Raw genomic sequence first — 17058 nt, 5'->3', positions numbered from 1 at the left:
GTTCACGTTTTGAAACTCCAGGGCGCGAGCGACACGAGGAACACATCGATGACCGTGACAGAGGACAGCCAGGCGTACGGTCCCGGCATCGACCCCGAACGCCTCGCCGTCTGCCTCGGCGTGCTGGAGGAGCTGGACAAGCTGGACGTCGACCACCCCGACGCGGTGATGGTGCGCCGTGCCACCTCGCACGTCTACCGGGTGGTCAAGCAGCGCCGCCGCCAGGAGCGGCGGGCCGCCAAGACCGCGCACGACAAGGCCGTGACGGAGGCCACCGCGACCGGCTCGGCCGAGCGCATCGACGACGAGACCCAGGGCATCCTGCCCTCGTCCGCGACGGCGAAGGGCGAGATCGCGGGCATACTCCAGCGCCCGCGGTCCTGCTACACCTGCAAGAGCCGGTACGTCGAGGTCGACTACTTCTACCACCAGCTCTGCCCGGACTGCGCCGGCGAGAACCGGGCCCGGCGTGAGGCCCGCGCGGACCTCACCGGCAAGCGGGCGCTGCTCACCGGCGGCCGGGCCAAGATCGGCATGTACATCGCGCTGCGGCTGCTGCGCGACGGCGCGCACACCACGATCACCACGCGTTTCCCGAACGACGCGATCCGCCGCTTCAAGGCAATGCCCGACAGCGACGAGTGGATCCACCGTCTGAAGATCGTCGGCATCGACCTGCGCGACCCCGCCCAGGTCGTCGCCCTCGCGGACTCGGTCGCCGCCGAGGGCCCCCTCGACATCCTGATCAACAACGCCGCACAGACCGTGCGCCGCTCCCCGCAGGCCTACAGCGAGCTGCTGACCGCCGAGTCCGCGCCGCTGCCGGCCGGTGAGCTGCCCCCGGCAGAGGTCATCGGGACCTTCGGCTCCGGCGCCGTGGCCGCGCTCCCCGTCGCCGGATCCGGCGCACTCACCGCACAGGACGTCACGGAGCTGGCGCTGGTGTCCGGCTCCGCCTCGCTGGAGCGGATCGCGGCCGGTACCGCCATCGACGCGGGCGGTCTGGTGCCCGACCTGCACGACACCAACAGCTGGGTCCAGACGGTCGAGGAGGTCGACCCGGTGGAGCTGCTGGAGGTCCAGCTCTGCAACTCCACCGCGCCGTTCATCCTGATCAGCCGTCTGCGCTCGGCGATGACCGCGGCCGTGGCGAAGGGCTCCCGCCGCGCCTACATCGTGAACGTCTCCGCCATGGAGGGCGTCTTCGGCCGCGGCTACAAGGGCGCCGGTCACCCGCACACCAACATGGCCAAGGCCGCGCTGAACATGCTCACGCGCACCAGCGCCCAGGAGATGTTCGAGAAGGACGGCATCCTGATGACCGCGGTCGACACCGGCTGGATCACCGACGAGCGGCCCCACCCCGACAAGGTGCGCATGGCCGAGTCCGGCTTCCACGCGCCGCTCGACCTCATCGACGGCGCGGCACGGGTCTACGACCCGATCGTGCGCGGCGAGGCGGGCGAGGACCTGTACGGCGTCTTCCTGAAGGACTACGCGCCCGGCAAGTGGTGAGCCCGGCCGCCCGGTCGCCGCGTCCACGGTGGTCCGGGATCCGGGGGGGAGGCGCCACGTCGGTCCGGGAGCCGGGGCGGAGCGGACGCCGTGTGGCGGAAACGATGACGCATCGGCCCCGCCCGGCCGTCACCGGTCACCCCCGACGGGCACCAGGGACGTTCGCGGGGCCTGTCGTCACGTTCCCGTCGTCCGCCCGAAGGGCCGGCCGGAGTCCGGCGACGGGCCCTCGGCACCGGGCGTCCGTGACCGGAGCCGGTCGTGGACCGGGTACGTGCCGCCGCCCGCCGCCCTGACCCGGGTGCCGCCGTCCACCAGCAGGTCCGCGCCCGTGATCCAGCCGGCCTCGTCCGATGAGAGCCAGACGACGGCCCGGGCCACGTCCTCCGGCTCCCCGATGCGGCCGAGCGGCACTCCCGCGGCGAGCTCCTGCTCCGCGCCCTCCCAGACGAAGCGGGCCATGTCGGTGCGGACGAGTCCGGGGGACACGGAGTTGACGCGTACCAGCGGGCCCAGCTCGCCCGCTAGCTGGGCGGTCAGGTGCAGCAGTGCGGCCTTGCTCGTGCCGTAGGCGCCCACCTGCGGACCCACGTGTCCAGCGCCCTCGGTGCAGATGTTCACCACGCTGCCGCCGTGGTCGCACATCCACGCGCGCCATGCGCACTGCACCAGCCGCAGTGGAGCCTCCACGTTCACCGCGAAGGCGTCGCGCCAGCGGTCCGGGTCGACGTCCATGAGGGGGCCGTACGGCTCGTTGGCCGCCGCGTTGTTCACCACCACGTCGATCCCGCCGAAGGTACGCAGGGCCAGGTCGGTGACCTCCCACAGATGGGCCGGGTCGGCCACGGTCCCGGCGAGGCCGACCGCCTCCGCCCCGGTGGCGCGCAGCTCGTCGACCGCGGCGGTCACCCCGTCCGGGTCCCGGCCCGTCACGCACACCCGCGCCCCGGACCGGGCCAGCGCCCCCGCGACGGCCCGCCCGATCCCGCGCGTGGCGCCGGTGACCACGGCCGCCCTGCCCTCCAAAGCGTCCCGTGACATCATCCGCGCACCGTCTCATGACGGGGCGTCACGGGGAGAGGGGGCGGTCGGTGAAGGAGATGGGCGGATTCGTCCGTGGACGGAGGGGCCGGCGGCGGGCGCGGCGGGCACGGCGGTCGTGCGCCGGAAGGTCCGCGGGAGGCAGAGGCAGAGGCAGAGGCGGAGGTGCGGGCGCACGGGCACCCGGGGAGGGGTGAGGTGAGCCGGACGCCGCGGACGGCGGGGGCTGCACGGGTGGTCGGGGGAGCGGGCCGAGGTGTGCGCGGGAGGTCAGCCGCGGCGGGCGGCCGCTACCAGTTCCAGGACCGGGCGCCAGTCCTCCAGCTCGCCCGCGTTGAGGCCCACGACCTTGCCGGCGTCGTCCGCCTGGCGGAGGGTGACCGCGTCCTCGGCGATCGGGTCGCTCTCGAAGGCCGCCACCTCCGCGGGGGTCATCACCCCACCCTGGAGGGTGAGCGTCAGCGTGCTCTGCGCGGAGAGCCCGCGACCGGGTTCGACGGCCGCCAGGTACCGCTTGGCGGGGACGTGCAGCCGGACCAGCCGGGCCACCCGCTCGCCGAGCAGCGGCCGCACGAGGTCGGCGGCGTGGTCCGCGTGCCCCGCGTCGTCACCCGGATGGACCAGATGCCCCAGGTCGTGCACCAGCCCCGCCACCTGGAGCTCCTTGTCACTCGGATGGGTGCGTCGCAGCAGTGCGGCCGTCTGCAGTGCATGGTCGTGCAGATCGACCGGGTCGCCGCTGCGGTCGGGCGTGTCCCACGCGCCACGGCAGGTGTGCAGCAGATCCATCAGGTCGTCGACGCTGCGCAGCTCCATGCCTCGCCCACTCCTCCCTGCGGTTGGCTCTCGGCACCAGGCAGCAGATCATGGCCGAATGAACGCCAAGCGACGCGCAACGGTCGCATGTGTTTCGGGCCCTATCGAGCGGGGACCCGCTCATTTGGTTAGTCTGTAGCGCACGGACAGCCCGAACGGATGTCACCAGCACCCGTTCGTCCGTCCCGGTACGGCCGGTCACCACGGCCCGCCCGAGCGTGAGTCAACCGGCGCCACCGCGTCCGCTTCGCCCCCGACACACCAGCCCGACCGGGGTGGCAGGAGCCTTGGCACGAGTGCACGGCCCGTACGCCCCGGGGGTTACCCGACACAGAAGGAGTGCGCGGTGACACCAGAGAAGTCGAGACGAGAAGAGCGCCCCAAGGAACGCACCGAGGGCGGCAACCGCAAGGCGGAGAAGCTGGGCAGCCTCGAGGTGTGGGCCAGGTCGGCCCCGATCCGCCTCGCCGGCTACGAGGACGACCTCGCGGAGCCCCACATCCTGCCCAGCGTCGACTGAGGCTCACCGGGGCACCTCCTCGCCCCGCCGCTCCCCGGTCCGGGGGCTCCGGCCCCCGGACCTGCCGTGCCGCCCGCTCCCGGCTCAGCCCACCGGCGCCGTCCGCTCCCACGGACGTGCCGCCTCCAGCTGTGCGGCGAGCCCCAGGAGACGGGCCTCGCCGCCGGGGCGGGTCACCAGCTGGACGGCGCAGGGCGCACCGGACGGCAGCGAACCGAACGGCACCACCATGGCGGGCCAGCCGGTGAGGTTCCACGGCGGTGTGAGCGGCGAGTAGCGCGTGTTGGCCAGCAGATTGCGCAGCCACCCGCGGCGGTGCCAGGTCACCGCCGCCGGCCCCGGCCGGGCGAGCGCCGGCGTCAGCAGCACGTCGTGCTCCGCGAAGAACGGCTCCAGGGCGGTCCGCAGCGCGGTCCGCCGCTCACCGCCGGACACCGTCCGCACCAGATGCCTGCCGACGGCGGCGTGCCGGCGCGTGCGCGGGGCGAGCAGACGGTGGTCCAGGTCCTGTGCGTCCACGGCGGTCCCCGCGGTCCAGTGCGCCAGCGCGGTGGGACCGAGCCACCACGGGTACGGCGGATCGGCGCGGCGCACCCGATGGCCCGCCCCGGTGAGCGCGGCGGCGGCCTCCCGTGCGGCCGTCGCGTAGGGCCGGGTGACCGGTACGCCGAGCAGCGGGCTGCGGACGGAGACGGCGACCGAGACCCGCTCCGGGTCGGCCGGGACCGGTACCTCCGCGTCCGCGAGGACGGCGAACAGCGTCCGGGCGTCCTCCACCGTCGTCGCCAGGGGTCCGTTTTCGGCCATACCGAACCAGTCGCCGTGACCGATGCCCGCAGGGATGGTGCGGGGGCCCGGCTTCAGCCCGACGAGTCCGCAGTTGGCGGCCGGGATGCGGATCGACCCCATGCCGTCGTTCCCCAGCGCGATCGGCACCATCCCGGCGGCGACCGCGGCTGCGCTGCCGCCCGAGGAGCCGCCGGCCGTGCGCCGGGTGTCCCACGGATTGCGGGCGATGCCGTAGGCGCCCTCCGTGGTGCCGAAGACGCAGAGCTCCGGCACGTTCGTCAGGCCGACGACCACCGCACCCGCCGCACGCACCCGGGCCACCGTGGGGTGGTCCTGGTCGGCCGGGGTCGCATCCGTCGCCGCCGAGCCGTTGCGGTTCGACTCGCCGCGTACGGCGAGGTTGTCCTTGACCGCGACCGGCACGCCCGCGAGGGGGAGTTCGGCGAGGTCGGTCCGGGCGGCCACCTCGTCCGCCTCGGCGAGCGCGGCCTCGGCGCGCACCGTGCGGAAGGCACCGATCCGCCCGTCGAGCCGTTCGATCCGTGCCAGATGACCGGCGACCACCTCGCGCGGTGTCACCTGCTTCTCGCGCACGGCGGCGGCTATCTCGGCGGCGGTGCGTCCGGCCCAGTCGGTCACGGGGTCTCCTCGTCGGCGTGCGCTCGGTGAACCATCGGCAGGCGCGGATACGTGCACGGCGGTGCGGTGATCCACGGACAGGCGAGACTGTGCCCCAGAAGCCTCGATTCGTCCAGGGTGCCATCCCGCCCCTCCCTCCGGTCATCGGATCAATTGTCCAAGTCCCCTTCATGCAAGTCCCATTGACAGGCATTCACGTCGCCTCAATCATCAAACCTCCGATGACTGTCCGGCCAGAGTCGCCTGGGAGTGCTGACGCATGAGTACGTACCCAAGACGCCACGTCCTCGGCTCCGCGGCCGCCGTAGCCGCGGCCGTACCGCTCGCCACGGGGCGGGCATTCGCCGCCACCCCGCCCCGCACCGCACGGAAGGCCTCCGCGCAGACGATGGACGACACCTGGGGCACCGTCCCCGATCCGGTTCCCGTGCCCTTGGACGCCCACTTCGACAACGACGGCATCGACACGGCCGCCGCGCGCGGCGGCGACTTCGACGGGTCCGGATACACCTTCCCCGGGGAGGAACTCCCCGCGGGCCGCGTCGACATCGACGGAGTCCCGTTCACCTTCCCGACCTCGGCGGCGGGAGCCGCGAACAACGTCGTCGCCATGGGGCAGCGCATCGACCTGCCCAAGGGCCGCTATCTGTCGGCGGTGTTCCTGACCGCGGGCAGCTACGGGGACGCCTCCGGCACGGCCACCGTGCACTACGCGGACGGGTCCACGACGACCGCAGGCATCGGCGGATCCGACTGGTACCAGGCGGGCGGAGGCCTGTCCGCCCCATACCGCTACAGGCCCGACGGCACGAAGGACGCGCACCAGGTCGGTCTCGGCACCAGCGAGCTGGGGCTCGACCCGCGGCGCGAGGCCGTGGCGGTCACCCTGCCGACGACGCACCCGGCCGAGGCCGGCAGGACGTCGCTGCATGTCTTCGCGCTCTCCCTGCAGCCCGCCGCCCAGGGCCGCGCGGTCGCGCTGCGCGACGCGCACTCCACGGTGTCGCTGCTGGAGGAGTCGGGCGCCCAGAGCGTCGAGGCGACGGTCGTCAACGCCGGCTCCGTCGCCGTGCTCGCCTCCGACGGCCTGACGGTCACCGTCGACGTGCCCGGTGCCCGCACCGTGCAGCCCGCCCGCATCACCCGCCTCGACCCGGGCGAACAGGCCCGCGTCCGCGTCGGCATCCGCAACCGCGCGGGCGTCCGGCCCGGCACCGTCCAGGACGGCCGGGTCCGCGCCACCGGACGCGGCGCCACGGCGGCGTCGAGCACACGGAAACTCGCGCTCGGCGTCACCGACTACGAGCCGGCCGACGCCTCACTCGCCCGCCACCAGGCGCCCTACTGGTTCCACGCCGCCAAGTTCGGCATCTTCATCCACTGGGGCGTCTACTCGGTGCCCGCCTGGTCACCGGTGGGGAAGCAGTACGCCGAGTGGTACTGGAACCACATGCAGAGCCCGGACAACGAGGTCTACGCGTACCACGCGCGGACGTACGGCGAGGACTTCGCGTACGACGACTTCATCCCGATGTTCACGGCGAAGAGGTTCGACCCGCGCGCCTGGGTCGAACTCTTCCGCGACGCCGGCGCCCAGTACCACGTGCTCACCTCCAAGCACCACGAGGGCTTCGCGCTCTGGGACACCAAGGTCTCCGACCGCAACGCCGTCAAGATGGGCCCCGGGCGCGACCTGGTCAAGGAGCTCTTCGACGCGTCCAGGCGCTACACCCCCGAACTCCACCGCGGCCTCTACTTCTCCATGCCGGAGTGGTTCAACCCCGACAACCCGTGGATGGGCCACGCCCCGCGCAACCCCTACACCCGGCAACCGGTCCCGTACACCGGCTACCGTGCCGGTGCGGACTATGTGAAGGGCTACCAGGCCCCGCAGATGCTCGAGCTGATCCACGGCTACGACCCACAGGTCATCTGGTGCGACATCGGCGGTGTCAACGACAGCCGGACCGTGCTCGCCGAGTTCTTCAACCACGCCAAGAACCGGCCGCGCCCCTACGAGGTCGCCGTCAACGACCGCTCCGGCATCGCCTTCCACGACTTCACGACGCCCGAGTACACGACGTACCAGAACACGGTCGTCGCCCCATGGGAGTCGAGCCGCGGACTCGACCCGTTCAGCTACGGCTACAACCGGGCCACACCCGACGACCGGTACATGACCGCGGAGGACGTGGTGCACGGCCTCGTCGACATCGTCAGCAAGAACGGCAACTTCCTGCTCGACATAGGCCCGCGCGCCGACGGCACCATTCCGGAGATCATGCAGACGCGGCTGCGCGAGACGGGGGAGTGGCTGAAGGTCAACGGCGAGGCGATCTACGACACCACCTACTGGTCGCGCATGGCGCAGCTCGGCGAGGACCTGCGCTTCACCGTCCGGCAGAACAAGGCGTTCTACATCCACTCCCTGACGGCGCCCGGAGCCACGCTCACCGTCGAGGCGCCGGTCCCGATCCGGCCCGGCGACAAGGTCACGCTCCTCGGCCACGACCGACCGCTCACCTGGACGGTCCGCGGTGGCGCACTGGTGATCGACGTGCCGCAGGCGGCCCGTAGGGCGGGGCGCCACGTCTGGGTGTTCAAGGTGGAGTGGCATGGCTGAGCGCACCGCAGGCACGTCCCGGCGCCCGTCCCGCCGGCACGTCGCTCCCGGCGGACGGCCCGGCCGGCGCCCGCCGGACCAGCGGCCGCCCGCCCACCGGACGCCGACCGCCCACTGACCTCAGGGAGAGCCGCCTCCATGGCCGTCAGCCGACGCCAGTTCGTCCTGTCCGCCACCGCCACCGCCGTCGCGGCGGGCGCCGCACTCACCGCGCCGTCCGCCGCGGCGGCACTGCCCCGCTCGTCCCCGGACGAGCCGCACCAGCGCATCCCGGTCAGCCCCGCCGACTCCCCCGACGAGTTGGTCGCCAAGGCCTCACGGGTCCGTCCCACGGACCGCCAGATCGCCTGGCAGCGGCGGGAGAAGACCGCGTTCCTGCACTTCGGCGTCAACACGTTCACCGGCCTGGAATGGGGCACGGGGGACGAGGACCCGGACGTCTTCCAGCCGTCGCAGCTCGACACCGACCAGTGGGCGCGCGCACTGCGCGACGGCGGATTCGAGCTCGCCATCCTCACCGTCAAGCACCACGACGGCTTCGTCCTCCACCCGAGCCGGTACACCCGGCACGGCGTCGCCTCCAGCAGCTGGCGCGGCGGCAGGGGCGACGTGCTGCGGGACTTCGCCGACTCCATGCGCCGCCACGGGCTCAAGGTCGGTGTCTACGTCTCCCCGGCGGACGAGAACCAGTACCTGCACGGCGTCTACGCCAACGGCAGCGCCCGATCGGTCCGCACCATCCCCACCCTCGTGGACGGCGACGACCGCGCGGGCACCGCCCCGCGCACCTTCACCCTCCAGGCCACCGACTACGGCGCCCATATGCTCAACCAGCTCTACGAGGTGCTCACCCAGTACGGGCCCGTCGACGAGGTCTGGTTCGACGGGGCGCAGGGCCGCATCCCGCCGGACAGGGTCGAGAAGTACGACTGGGACAGCTGGTACGCGCTGGTGCGGGCACTCGCCCCGGACGCGTCGATCGCCGTGTCCGGTCCCGATGTGCGCTGGGTCGGCAACGAGGGCGGCCTGGCACGCGAGAACGAGTGGAGCGTCGTCCCCGTCACCGAGCTCGACCACGGCCGCACCGACTACGCCCTGCCCTACGACGCCCCCGACCAGGGCAGCCGCGAAGCGCTGCTCCGGGCACGGGGCAGCGCGGACTACCTCCAGTGGTGGCCCGCCGAATGCGATGTGTCGATCCGGCCGGGCTGGTTCCACCACGCCGACCAGCAGCCCAAGTCGGTCGAGCAGCTGACCGACATCTGGTTCCGGTCGGTCGGCCGCAACTCCGTACTGCTGCTCAACGTCCCGCCCGACAACCGCGGTCTGCTCGCGGACGCCGACGTGGCACGGCTGCGGGAGTTCCGCGAGCGCATCGGGCGGGAACTTCCCGTGGACCTCGCCCGCGGCACCCGCGCCGGCGGCGACGGCGGCCGCCCCTGTGCCGCGGTGGACGGCGACCCGCGGACGGCATGGACGGCGCCCGCCCCGTCCCACGGCACTCTCACGCTCGACCTCGGCGGTACACGCGAGGTGGACCGGATCCGCCTCGCCGAGGACATCCGGCACGGCCAGCAGATCGAGCACGTCGTGGTCGAGGCGTACACCGACGGCGGCTGGGCGCAGGCCGCCGAGGCCGGAACCGTCGGCGCGAGCCGCATCCTGACGCTCGCGGCACCCCTGACCGCGCGGCACTGGCGGCTGCGGGTCACCCGGTCCCGACAGGCGGCGCGCATCGCCGAGTTCGGGCTGTACCGCTCCGCCGTGTGACCCCGGAGGTCGCCGCCCGCGCATCGGGCGGCGACCCTTCGCGCGGGGGAGCGGGCGGCCGGAGTGTCCTGCGGACCGGGCCCCGCGGGCCCGGCGTGCTCCGCAGGACACCCGCCCGTCAGGCGTGGACCCGCGGGAGGACCTTGTCCAGCCGGCGGGGCAGCCACCAGTTGGCCCGGCCCATCAGGAGCATCGTCGACGGCACCAGGAGGAGCCGGACGATGGTGGCGTCGAGGACCACGCTGACGCCGAGGCCGAGGGCCAGCATCTTGACGACCACGGTCGGCGATGCGGTGAAGGACAGGAACACCGCCGTCATGATGAAGGCCGCGCTGGAGATGACGCGCCCGGTGGTGGCGAGGCCGGTGCCCACGGCGTGGGCGTTGTCCCCGGTGGCCCGCCAGGTCTCGGCGATCCGGGAGAGCAGGAAGATCTCGTAGTCCATGGAGAGCCCGAAGACGATGGCGAACATCATCATCGGCACATAGGACTCGATCGGCACCGGCTCGGACAGGCCCAGCAGGCCGTCCCCCCAGCCCCACTGGAAGATCGCGACGAGCACGCCGTAGGAGGCGGCCGTCGTCAGCAGATTGAGCAGGACCGCCGTGAGCGGGATGAGCAGACTGCGGAAGACCATCGCCAGCAGAAGGAACGCGGCGACCAGGACGATCCCGATGATGACGGGCAGACGCCGGGTGATGGTGTCGCGGAACTCGAGCTGACCCGCGGTCGTGCCGGTGACGTAGCCGTGCGCGCCGGTGCTCCCGAGGGTGTCGGGCAGCGTGTGGTCCTTGAGGGTCTCGAACAGGTCGCTGGTCGTGGCGGACTGCGGTCCGCCGTCGGGAGTGACGGACGTGACCAGCAGCTTGCCGTCGGAGGTCGGCCGCACGGGGGTGATCCGGGCGACGCCCTCGGAGTCGTGGAGCGCCCGGGTCAGGCTGTCGGAGGTCTTCGCGGCGGAGGCGCCGTCGAGGTCGACGACGACCGTGAGCGGGCCGTTCGCGCCGGGACCGAAACCGGGCCCGTCGGCGTCGGAGATGAGGTCGTAGGCGGTACGGCTGGTCGTACCGGGCTTGTCGGCGCCGGGGTCGACGTGGCCGAGCCGCATCGACAGCAGCGGTACGGCACATGCGGCCATCACGAGGGTGCCGGCCAGCAGGAACGTCCAGGGGCGGCGGGCCACCAGGGCGGCGTGGCGGCGCCAGCCGTCCCGGTCACCCGCGGTCTCCGCGACGGGCCGCCTGCGCACGCGCAGCCGGTCGATGCGACGGCCCGTCAGACCGAGGGCGGCGGGGACCAGGGTGAGCGCGGCGGCCGCGGTGACGACGACCGCGACGGTGCCCGCGAGACCGAGCTTGCCGATGAACGTCAGCCCGCACGCGTACAGGCTCATCAGCGCGACCGCCACGGTGAGCGCGGCCACCAGCACGGCGTGCCCGCTGGTGGCGTTGGCACGACCGGCGGCCGCGGTGGGTTCGTGTCCGTCGATCAGGTCCTGGCGGAACCGAGTGGTCAGGAAGAGGGCGTAGTCGATTCCCACCCCCAGGCCGACCATCGCGGCCAGGGTGGGGGCGGCGGTGGCGAAGGTGACGGTGCCGGCCACGATCCCGACCAGGCCGAGGCCCACGCCGACCCCGACCAGCGCCGTGGCCAGGGGCAGCAGCGCCGCCAGCACGCTGCCGAAGCCGACCAGCAGGACCGCGAGTGCGGCGGCGACGCCGACGGCCTCGCTGGCGAAGTCGTTGGCGGGCGTGCGGGTGACCTCGCTGAAGTCGCCGCCGTAGGCGACCCCGACCCCGGCGTCCCTGGCCGGTGCGGTGGCCTTGTCCAACTGCCCGGTGTAGTCGTGCCCGAGCGTCTTCAGCTGCGTGTCGAAGGACACGGTGGCTGCGGAGGTGCGCCCGTCGCCGCTGACCGCCGGCGCGGACACGGCGGTGACGTGCGGCAGCGTCCTCAGATCGGAGAGTGTCCTGTCGACGGCCGGCTGCTGCGCGCTCAGGCGTCCGGAGGAGACGTGGAAGACGACGCGTCCGTTGGGTGCGCCGGCCGCGGGGTCGGACGCCTTGAGGAGATCGGCGCCCTGCGTCGACCGGCTCCCGGGCAGGCTCACCTCGTCGCTGAACACCGGGCCGACCGCATGACGGCCGGCGAGTGCGGCGACCAGCAGGACCAGCCACACGCCGATCACCCACACCGGATGGCGGGCGCAGAACGCCCCGAGGCGGCCCAGCCGGCTCGGGGAGGCGGTGACCGGCGGTGCGGTCTCCGGCGGTGCGGTCTCGGGCGGAGAGGTGGACACGTCGCCTCCAGGAGGAAATCTGTCAGGACTGACAGGAAGCGTATACGTAAAAATGTCAGTCCTGACAATTGGCATTTGTGACGGGATGGCGGTTAGGGTGCTGCCATGTCAGAGACCGACGAGCCGGGACTGCGCGAGCGCAAGAAGGACCAGACACGCCGAGCCCTGCGCGAATGCGCCGCCAAGCTGTTCGCCGAGCACGGCTTCGCGGGCACGACCATCGCCGACATCGCGGCCTGCGCGAACGTGTCGGAGCGGACCTTCTTCCGCTACTTCGACAGCAAGGAAGCTCTGCTCCTGCCCGACGGCATCGAGCTGTTCGCGCACGTCGAGCGGGCCCTGGCCGAACGGCCGGCGGACGAGGACCCCCTGCAGGCGGTCACCCAGGCGCTGCTGGACGCGGTCAAGCCGTTCGCGGGCACCAGCCTCACCGCCCTGACCCGCCCGCTCGAGGGCACCGAGTCCCTCGTCGCCTCCCGGCTCGTGCTGGCCTTCGGCGAATTCGAGGAACGGCTGGGCCTCCTGATCGAGAAGCGGCTCCCGTCCGGGACGCCCGACGCCGACCTGCACGCCGCGGTCATCGCGGGCGCCGCGCTCTCCGCCGTGCGGGCCGTCCTGCGCACCCTGCGCAACCGCCGCCGGAGCGGCCGGGAAGAGCCCGTCCCGCCCCCCCTGCTCCCCGCGGCCTTCGCCATCCTGTCCCGGATAGGAACTCCTCGCCCGTGAAGATCCGTCGCACCCCCGCCGTCTCCGCCGCCGTCGTCCTCGCCGCTGCCCTCGCGGCGGTCGTCGGCAATCTCGCGCTGGAGCACACCGCCGAGGACCACATCGTCAGCGCGGCCGACTGCCGGCTGCACCACCCGGGTCACGTCAGCGCCGACCTCACCGCCACCTTCGCCGGACTGAAGGGACTGACGGGGGACCTGGGCACCGTGCACATCGACGCCGAGGGCGTCCACCGCGACGGCACCGACGTGGACGTGTCGGCCGATCTGCACGACGTCACGACCGGGGGCACCACCGGCGGCGGGACGGCCGACGTCACCGTCCCCTACACCGAGCTCCGGAAGCGGCTCGGCGACAGCAGCGGCATGACCGTCACCAAGGACGACACCGGACTCGTCCTGACCGGCACCGCCGGCAGTCTCGGGCTCCCGGTCACCGTCCACACGCGGATCACGCACACCGCCGACAGCGTCACCGTCACCCCCACCACCGTCGCCGTCCTCGGACGGGAGGTCCCGGTCGGCACCCTGGCGTCCATGTCCGCCGCGGCCGGCCTGCGCGACCGCCTCGCACCGCACACCGTCACCCTGCACGACCTGCCCACGGGGTCCCGGCTCACCTCGGCCGCCCCCACGCAGAGGGGACTGACGCTCGGCCTCGCCCTCGCCGCCACCCCGAAGGGCGGGGGCACCGGCGCCGCGTGCCACGCGGTCTGAGCCCGGCCGCCCCGCCGCGCGCGGCGGCCGGTCAGGACGGCTCCGCGGCGAGGCCCGCGAGCCGCTCGCGGCACTGCGCGGCGGAGGCCTCGGCGCCGATCTCCTCGTAGATCCGTAGCGCCGCGCCGAACGCCTCGCGGGCCTCGGCAGGATCGGACGTGCCGGACCCGCGCGTGAGCGCCAGCTCGCCCAGGCCCTGGAGTGCGGTCGCAAGCCCGCGCCGGAGCCCGATCTCCTCGAAGATGCCGCGGGCCTGTGCGTAGGCGGCCCGCGCGTCCGCGTACCGGCCCGCCATCCGCTCCGTGTCGCCGAGGCCCCGCAGGGCGTACGCCTGACCCCCGCGGTTGCCCGTCTCGCGGAGGACGGCGCTCGCCCGGGTGAACGCCTCGCGTGCCGCGTCGTACTCGCCGAGCATGCGCTGCACGTCGCCGAGGCCGCGGAGCATGTCGGCCTCGCCCCGCCGGTCGCCGATCTCCCTGGACAGCTCGTGGGCCACGGTGAACTTCTCGCCGGCCTCGGCGTAGCGGGCCTCCAGCCGGTCGAGGTGGCCGAGCCCGCGCAGGGACTGGGCCTGACCACGCCGGTCGCCGATCTCCGTGTACAGCTCCAGCGCCTGCTGGTAGCCGGTCCTGGCCTCCGCGTGCCGCTCGGTCAGGCGCCGGGCGTCGGCGCGGCCGCGCAGCGCCTCCGCACGGCCGCGCCGGTCGCCCAGCTCGTCGTGGATGCGCTCGGCACGGCCGAACGCCTCGCTCGCCTCCTCGTAATGGCCCAGCGACAGGCCGACGTTGCCCAGTCCCCACAGCGCCTCGGCGCAACCGTGCCGGTCGCCGAGCTCCTCGTACATCCGCCGGACCCGTTCGAACACGGCGCCGGCGTCGGCGTACTGGCCCCGCATCCGCCGGATGTCGCCGAGCCCCCACAGTGCGCGTGCCTGTCCGTGCGGGTCGTCGAGCTCCTGGTAGATCTCCTCCGCCTGCCGGTAGTTGTCCTGGGCGTCGGCGTAACGGCCCTGCCTGCGCCGTACGTCGCCCAGCCCGCGGTGCGCGTCCGCCTGCGCGGGCCGGTCGTCGGACCGCTGGGCCGCGTCCTTCAAGGCCAGCCACATCCGGCCGAGTTCCGTGGTCATGCCGAGCCACCCGAGCAGCGTGTGCGAGAGGTCGGCCAGCCCGCGGGCCCGTGGCGAGCCCCGGTCGATCGCGGCCAGAGTGACCGCGACCAGGTTCGCCCGCTCCGCCTCCAGCCAGCCCCGCGCCTCTCCCGTGCTGCCGAAGCCGGACCCTTCCGCGGCGGTTCCGGTGGCCAGCACCCGGTGGGCGGCCTCGCCGCGCGTCTGCATGTGCTCGAAGGTCCTGGACAAGACATCACCCCAACGCTCCGCGGACTCCTCCGTCAGTGCCTGCGACCGAGCGTAGGCCAGGAACAGGTCGTGGAAGCCGAACCGCCCGCCGCCCAGCCGCTGCAGCAGATGCCGGTCGGCCAGATCGGCGAGCCGTCTGCGGACCTCCCTCGGCGGGAGGCCGCTGATCGCCGCGCACAGGTCGGCGCCCAGGTCCGGGCCCGGCTGCAGGGCGACGGTCCGCAACAGGGCGGCCTGGGCGGGATCGGTCGTGCGCAGAGCCTCGTAGGACACGGTGAACGCCGAGCCGACACGCGTGTCCGCGTCGGGGATGTCGAGCAGCGGGGACTCCGCCTCCCGCATCGCGGCCAGCAGATCGGCCGGGTCCTCGAAGCGCAGTCGCACCGCCACCGCCTGGACGGCCAGCGGCAGATACCCGCACATCCGGCAGACCTGCGCCAGCGCCGGGTCCGCCGCCTCCTCCTCCGGGAGCCCGGCGCCCGACACCAGCAGCCGCACCGCGTCGGGCTCGGGCAGGGTGTCCAGTTCCGTCAGTGTGATCCGCTCGGGGTCGTGCAGGACGTTCCGGCTGGTGATGAGCACCAGGCAGTCGCCGTACCCCGGCAGCAGGCCGGCCACCTGGTCGAGAGACCCGGCGTTGTCGAGCAGCAGCAGCGCCCGCCGTCCGCGCAGCCAGTCCCGCCACAGCGCCGCCTTGACGTCCAGGGTGGGGGCGTGGTCGGTGCCGATGCCCGCCCAGCTGAGCAGCACCTCCAACGCGGCTTCGGTGTCCAGCGGTTCCTGGTCGGGGGTGTGCCCGTACAGGTCCAGCTCGAACTGGCAGTCGGGGAAGTCGGCGGCGAAGCGGTGGGCGAGGTGACGGGCCAGCGCGGACTTCCCCACGCCGGCCATGCCGACGATGGCGTGCATCAGCTCCGGGCGCCCCGACCGGCCCTCCCGGATCAGTGTCGGCAGGCTGCTCAACTCGGCCCTGCGGTCGACGATGGCGCGGGGCGGCGCCTTCAGCGTGTACAGCGCGGACCCGAGCGCCGGGCGCGTCGCGGCGGGCCGCGGGCCGGACGGTACGCCCGCGCCGTGCGGTCCCTCGCCCGGCCGGTCCGCGCCGCTCGGCGCGAGCCGGGGTACGTCCCCGACGTCATCCCGCAGAACGGCCTGGAATCCGCGGTCCGCGAGCAGGGCCCGCAGCGGTACGGCGGTCAGCCGCCGCCCGGCGTACGCCCGGTCGCTCCAGGCGACGACGCCGATCAGGGACTGTGCGTCGTCGAGCACGGCGCTGCCGGACATGCCGGACCACTCGTCCCAGCCCGTCGGCCACCCCGTCCGCAGGTCGATGGCGTAGCGGTCGCTTCCGGTGTACGTGAGCGGGTCGATCGAGCCGCGGACGGTCTCGGTCTCGGTGGAGTTGCCGGTACTGCGGGCCGCGGCGGCCGACATACCGGTGACGGTGACCGGCACGGGCAGCCGGCCCGCGGGCTCGGCGACCCGGAGAGCGGGGAGGAAGCCGTCCGGGGGCTGCCAGTCGGGGGCGGGGTGCAGCCTGAGCAGGGCCGCGTCCAGGTCGTCGGTTCCGGCCCAGGCGACCGTGCAGGTGACCGGATCGCCCGGCCGTACCCCTCCACGTGCACCGAGGACCAGCCGGACCTCGATGCCGGGCCGGTGCTCTCCGCCGGCCAGGACCACGCCGTGCCGGGAGGTGAGCACCAGCGTCGGGGTGATCAGCCGCCCGGAGGAGAACTCCCTGCGGCCCGCGCTGTCGACCGGTCCGGCGGTGACGGCCACCAGACCGGGATGAAGGTGTTCCGACACGGGCGGACCCCTAGCGTCTGCCGGAAACGGTCGCGGAGTCGCCGGTACGGCTGTCCACGACGTCCAGGGTGAGCTTCAGCCGGTGGCTGGTGCCCTGGGCCACCGATCCGTCCGCACCCAGCTTGACCACACCGAGCCGCAGGCCGCCCGACGCCTTCGCGTCCTTGCGGATCTCGACCAGGAACTCCATCTCGACCTCGGTGACCCGGAATTGCAGCCGCTCCTCCTCGCCGCTGTCCTGAGCGGCGGCGAGCTGGGCCCGCAACTGTGCGATCGCCTCGGCGATCTCCCCGTTGGCGCTGGTCAACGATCCTCCATAGCCCCGCCCTGTGTCGGCCGAACTCCGCCCCGGGCAGGCTCCGAGGACGAAGAGCCCGTCCTCGCGTACAGCGTTCCCGGGCGGCGGCCGGACGAACTCCCCGTCGTCGGCGGACAGTTTAG

General features: G+C 73.3%; 12 protein-coding genes. 6 read left to right on the top strand and 6 right to left on the bottom strand.

Annotation, left to right across the window (positions count from 1 at the left end):
- The first annotated feature begins 48 nt into the window (after window positions 1-48).
- The gene (locus tag ACWCP6_RS25910) at window positions 49-1515 is read left to right on the top strand and encodes an SDR family NAD(P)-dependent oxidoreductase (RefSeq protein ID WP_450934943.1); all 1467 of its coding nucleotides are present in this window, start codon (window positions 49-51) and stop codon (window positions 1513-1515) included.
- A gap of 177 nt (window positions 1516-1692) precedes the next feature.
- Here the strand turns inward: ACWCP6_RS25910 and ACWCP6_RS25905 are convergent, their stop codons facing one another.
- Window positions 1693-2559 carry an SDR family oxidoreductase gene (locus ACWCP6_RS25905; protein ID WP_450934942.1) on the bottom strand — a complete coding sequence of 289 codons (867 nt, stop codon included), beginning with the start codon at window positions 2557-2559 and terminating at the stop codon, window positions 1693-1695.
- Between the two features lie 267 nt (window positions 2560-2826).
- Window positions 2827-3372 carry an HD domain-containing protein gene (locus tag ACWCP6_RS25900; RefSeq protein ID WP_450934941.1) on the bottom strand — a complete coding sequence of 182 codons (546 nt, stop codon included), beginning with the start codon at window positions 3370-3372 and terminating at the stop codon, window positions 2827-2829.
- 346 nt (window positions 3373-3718) lie between these two features.
- On the opposite strand from ACWCP6_RS25900, the gene ACWCP6_RS25895 reads away from it, so the two are divergent.
- Complete coding sequence (locus tag ACWCP6_RS25895) at window positions 3719-3892, top strand: hypothetical protein (RefSeq protein ID WP_450934940.1); 174 nt, start codon at window positions 3719-3721, stop codon at window positions 3890-3892.
- Window positions 3893-3976: 84 nt separating this feature from the next.
- Here the strand turns inward: ACWCP6_RS25895 and ACWCP6_RS25890 are convergent, their stop codons facing one another.
- Window positions 3977-5320, bottom strand: a complete 1344-nt coding sequence (locus ACWCP6_RS25890; RefSeq protein ID WP_450934939.1) for an amidase — start codon at window positions 5318-5320, stop codon at window positions 3977-3979.
- A gap of 259 nt (window positions 5321-5579) precedes the next feature.
- Here ACWCP6_RS25890 and ACWCP6_RS25885 point away from each other — a divergent pair, with 259 nt between their 5' ends.
- Entirely contained in the window at window positions 5580-7943 is a 2364-nt protein-coding gene (locus ACWCP6_RS25885; RefSeq protein WP_450934938.1) for an alpha-L-fucosidase, read from the top strand.
- A 138-nt stretch (window positions 7944-8081) separates the two neighbouring features.
- Window positions 8082-9713: an alpha-L-fucosidase gene (locus ACWCP6_RS25880; protein ID WP_450934937.1), complete on the top strand. Its 1632-nt coding sequence runs from the start codon at window positions 8082-8084 to the stop codon at window positions 9711-9713.
- A gap of 118 nt (window positions 9714-9831) precedes the next feature.
- Here the strand turns inward: ACWCP6_RS25880 and ACWCP6_RS25875 are convergent, their stop codons facing one another.
- A complete protein-coding gene (locus ACWCP6_RS25875; protein ID WP_450934936.1) occupies window positions 9832-12012 on the bottom strand; it encodes an MMPL family transporter in 2181 nt (726 codons plus the stop codon).
- A gap of 105 nt (window positions 12013-12117) precedes the next feature.
- Between ACWCP6_RS25875 and ACWCP6_RS25870 the strand changes: the two genes are divergently transcribed.
- Both ACWCP6_RS25870 and ACWCP6_RS25865 read left to right on the top strand, forming a co-directional pair.
- On the top strand, window positions 12118-12738 hold the full coding sequence (locus ACWCP6_RS25870; RefSeq protein ID WP_450934935.1) for a TetR/AcrR family transcriptional regulator: 621 nt from the start codon (window positions 12118-12120) through the stop codon (window positions 12736-12738).
- On the top strand, window positions 12735-13454 hold the full coding sequence (locus ACWCP6_RS25865) for a hypothetical protein (protein WP_450934934.1): 720 nt from the start codon (window positions 12735-12737) through the stop codon (window positions 13452-13454). The genes ACWCP6_RS25870 and ACWCP6_RS25865 overlap by 4 nt, the downstream gene beginning before the upstream one ends.
- 31 nt (window positions 13455-13485) lie before the next feature.
- Here the strand turns inward: ACWCP6_RS25865 and ACWCP6_RS25860 are convergent, their stop codons facing one another.
- Window positions 13486-16617, bottom strand: a complete 3132-nt coding sequence (locus tag ACWCP6_RS25860; RefSeq protein ID WP_450934933.1) for a tetratricopeptide repeat protein — start codon at window positions 16615-16617, stop codon at window positions 13486-13488.
- A 10-nt stretch (window positions 16618-16627) separates the two neighbouring features.
- Window positions 16628-16924 carry a trypco2 family protein gene (locus tag ACWCP6_RS25855; RefSeq protein ID WP_450934932.1) on the bottom strand — a complete coding sequence of 99 codons (297 nt, stop codon included), beginning with the start codon at window positions 16922-16924 and terminating at the stop codon, window positions 16628-16630.
- Window positions 16925-17058 lie beyond the last annotated feature (134 nt).

Source organism: Streptomyces sp. NPDC002004, assembly GCF_053593975.1.
The sequence above is the reverse complement of the archived record's forward strand: the minus strand, read 5'-3'. Positions and strand labels throughout refer to the sequence as shown.

What these genes read in the sequence shown, in the direction of transcription:
- ACWCP6_RS25885 (WP_450934938.1), top strand. Translation starts at nt 5,580, where the DNA reads ATGAGTACGTACCCAAGACGCCACGTCCTCGGCTCCGCGGCCGCCGTA.
- ACWCP6_RS25910 (WP_450934943.1), top strand. Translation starts at nt 49, where the DNA reads ATGACCGTGACAGAGGACAGCCAGGCGTACGGTCCCGGCATCGACCCC.
- ACWCP6_RS25900 (WP_450934941.1), bottom strand. Translation starts at nt 3,372, where the DNA reads ATGGAGCTGCGCAGCGTCGACGACCTGATGGATCTGCTGCACACCTGC.
- ACWCP6_RS25905 (WP_450934942.1), bottom strand. Translation starts at nt 2,559, where the DNA reads ATGATGTCACGGGACGCTTTGGAGGGCAGGGCGGCCGTGGTCACCGGC.
- ACWCP6_RS25870 (WP_450934935.1), top strand. Translation starts at nt 12,118, where the DNA reads ATGTCAGAGACCGACGAGCCGGGACTGCGCGAGCGCAAGAAGGACCAG.
- ACWCP6_RS25880 (WP_450934937.1), top strand. Translation starts at nt 8,082, where the DNA reads ATGGCCGTCAGCCGACGCCAGTTCGTCCTGTCCGCCACCGCCACCGCC.